The following is a 3,304-nucleotide window of genomic DNA, read 5'->3' on the forward strand; positions in this document are numbered from 1 at the left end:
CAGCTCTTTTCGTCCTGACAGTTCCTATCCTATCGGACAGAAACTGCCACGACACCATACCGCGGGAACGTTAGGTGTCATTTAAATGATGGACAAAGATTTAAAATATAACATTCGAAAAAAATGGTTATACTCTCTTTTCGAACTTGCTCATATTGAATTTCAGCGACGACTTTGGATTAACGTCGAATATGAAGATATGATAGGAAATTATGATGAATCTATTTGTCAATATTTCAATGACCTTGACCTTGAAGATGGTTATGATGAAATGTTAAGTCAAAAAATTATAACAAAATCTGAATTCGACATAGTTGAAGATTTTCACAACAAACTTGAGAAATACGCAGATAGCCCAGAAAAAAAGAATCTTTCAGACAGGAAGAAATTGATTGATCCTGAATGGATAAACTTGACAAGAATTGCAAAAGAAAACTGGGAAAGAATAAAGTTGGATATTAACGATTATGCTGAACTTAAATTCATGTATGAATTAGAGAATAAATATATAAGAAATAAAAACGCCACCTAACACGCGGTGCATAGTGCATGCGGTTCTTTTTACTTGTAAATCCATTTGCATCCTGGCGTCGTTTTCGGCTTGACAGCCACCACTTCGTGGGACAGTCAACCGCACGACACCATACCGCGGGAACGTTGTATGCAATTTTAAAATAAAAGCGAATATTCTATGACTGTAAAAAGTAGAATTATGAACATCCATAAATCATAAAAAAGGAGGTGAATATGAATACTTCATAAATACTATATTTTACTGTATTAAATTTTAATAATTATAAAATCAGTAAAATAACTAATATATAAATTATCATTAAAACCCTTTTTTATTAATGAGCATTTGCTCAACTAAAACATTAAACAAATGAATAAAATTAAGATCTTATTAATCTCAACCTTGGTGCTTATTATTTTTAATTCTTGCCAGGAACATATTTCCGTAAATCAAGAAGAGGAAAATTTGCAATCCACCACTTTACTTAAGTCAGTAATACCAGGTTGTCCCGATGGATATTATAATGCTGGAATAGGATACGATCCAATAAATAAATTGGAATTATTCCCTGCGATTAAATGTTCCTCCATTTTAAGAACATACACAATTAACACTGTTCCAAACTATTTCTCTTCTATTACTGAAAGCAAAGATGTAAAACTTAGTGCCGGAATTGATCTTAAATTTAATATTAATGGAACAATTGTTTCCGAGACAAGTTTGGATAGAACGATGGAAATGAATATTGATGCAAATTATAATTATGAAGAAAAAAAAGTAACTATCATTTCAAGAATTCAAATAAATACTGAAAGAGCCTATGTTGCAAATCCAGAATTAAGTGAAGAAGCTTTGAGTTATTTAAATCAAGATGTTTCTGCATTTATAGATAGATATGGATATTATTATGTAGATGACGTTACAACTGGAGCTATTTGTTATAGTATCTATGTTTATGATTACTCTAAATCATCAATACACACAAAACTCGAAATTGAAGAAGCCGCTAAACTTAAAATTGAAAAAATATTTGGAGTGGAAACAAACTCTACATTAAGTTCGGAAATGGAATCAGCACTGTCTACGTGCTACGTTAATGGTTGGACGTTTACAAATATATCAGGATATTATCAACCATTAATCTCGAGTCTTTCTGAATATAACGCGTCAATGGACGATCTTAAAGATTATCTTAATGAACATCCAGAAAGGGCAGTCCCTGTTGAGATGACAATAGTTCCATATTCAGATTTTATAGAAAACAGTAATTTAGATGTGGCTGAAAATATTTTAGAACAGTATAAAAACATTTCTAAATGGAGAACTTTAAAAGACGAACTTACTCGAATAAAAGAGTTAACTACCAATACCGTACTGATAGTAAATGCCACCAATGCAATAAGTGAGATTGATGGAATAATCAATAGCTTTAACATTGGGAGTTCATCATATCCTCCTGAAGAAGGATTGTATGATGATATTATAAGTGTATGGATTTCTGAAAATTTTGATCTTTTAGAAATCGCCAGACAAAGTGCGATATCAAGATATACAACTAATTCATATGGTTTTTATGATGATGGCGGTGATATATGTCTGGAAGATATTAACAACAATGGTGTTCTTGATATGGTTCTTTTACACCTTGATGATCCAACCGGTGGTAATTACATTATATATTCAATCGGATGGGATTTACGTACTGATGGCACTCCTTCAAGATGGTCTTATGGTAGTACCCCAATATCATCTTCTTATTACAATGAAGGTGCAGGTGTATCGATAGCTGATATAAACAATGACGGACATAAGGATATGGTTGTTATGTTTATTGATAATCCATCAACAGATAACTACGCAATTTTTAAAGTTGGATATAACATTTCTGAAAGTGGCAGTGTTTCTTATTGGGGCAACAATTATAAAGCTCCAATGAGTTTAGGATATCATACTGATTTTGCAGGCATGACATTAGCAGATATTGATAAAAACGGAGTACTAGATTACGTTATTACTAACAATGACAATCCCAACGGCCCTAATTCACAATATTATAGAATCGGTTGGAATATTAATTCTTATGGTATCCCACAAGTATGGGGACCTTCTATAAAAATTAAAGGAGTACACGCAGATCGAAATTCAGCAGCTGGAGTAGCGATAGGAGACATTACAGGAAATGGGAGAAATGATATCATTTTATTTTGTATAAATGACTACTATGAAGATGAGGGTTTCATTGTTGTAGGTAAAGATATCAGCTCAACGGGTGCAGTTGCAGAAGAAAATTGGACCAGTGTTGAAAAATATAATGCAAACTATGCTGTTCATATTCAAGGAGGTGGTATAGATATTGGAGATATAAATTTAGATGGGAAAAATGATCTAGTAATGTATTTTGTAAATGATAATACTGGAAATAATGCCGGAATATATCAAGCTAAAATAAGGTAATTCATCTTTGTAATAAGTAGGGAATCACAATTAAAACCTGTGATTTTCTACTTATAATAAAACTGCATACAACACACGGTATAGTGCATGGCAGTATTTTTAAACCAAATAATTCAACGTTCGCAGGCTGTCTCTTTTGTCTTGACAGTTCCTATCCTATCGGACAGAAACTGCCACGACACCATACCGCGGGAACGTTAGTGCCAATTTAATAAAGACTATACGACTTATTTGATAATGTCAAAACATAGCATAAGAATTCGAAAGAAAAGTGTTCTCCGAATAATGAAAAGTGGAATCCTTTATCCTACAGTCTTATTTCTTATAATACTTGTA

At 32.5% G+C, this 3,304-nt stretch carries 2 protein-coding genes; both read left to right on the forward strand.

Translation table 11 applies throughout. From position 1 onward, the window contains the following. Positions 1-85: 85 nt before the first annotated feature. Positions 86-532 carry a hypothetical protein gene (locus tag ACE1ET_RS20285; RefSeq protein WP_375730254.1) on the forward strand — a complete coding sequence of 149 codons (447 nt, stop codon included), beginning with the start codon at positions 86-88 and terminating at the stop codon, positions 530-532. A 351-nt stretch (positions 533-883) separates the two neighbouring features. Continuing rightward, the gene (locus ACE1ET_RS20290) at positions 884-2,968 is read left to right on the forward strand and encodes an FG-GAP repeat domain-containing protein (protein WP_375730255.1); all 2,085 of its coding nucleotides are present in this window, start codon (positions 884-886) and stop codon (positions 2,966-2,968) included. Positions 2,969-3,304 lie beyond the last annotated feature (336 nt).

The organism is Quyinboa mangrovi (genome assembly GCF_042219825.1).
Lineage (GTDB): Bacteria > Bacteroidota > Bacteroidia > Bacteroidales > UBA5342 > JBHJHP01.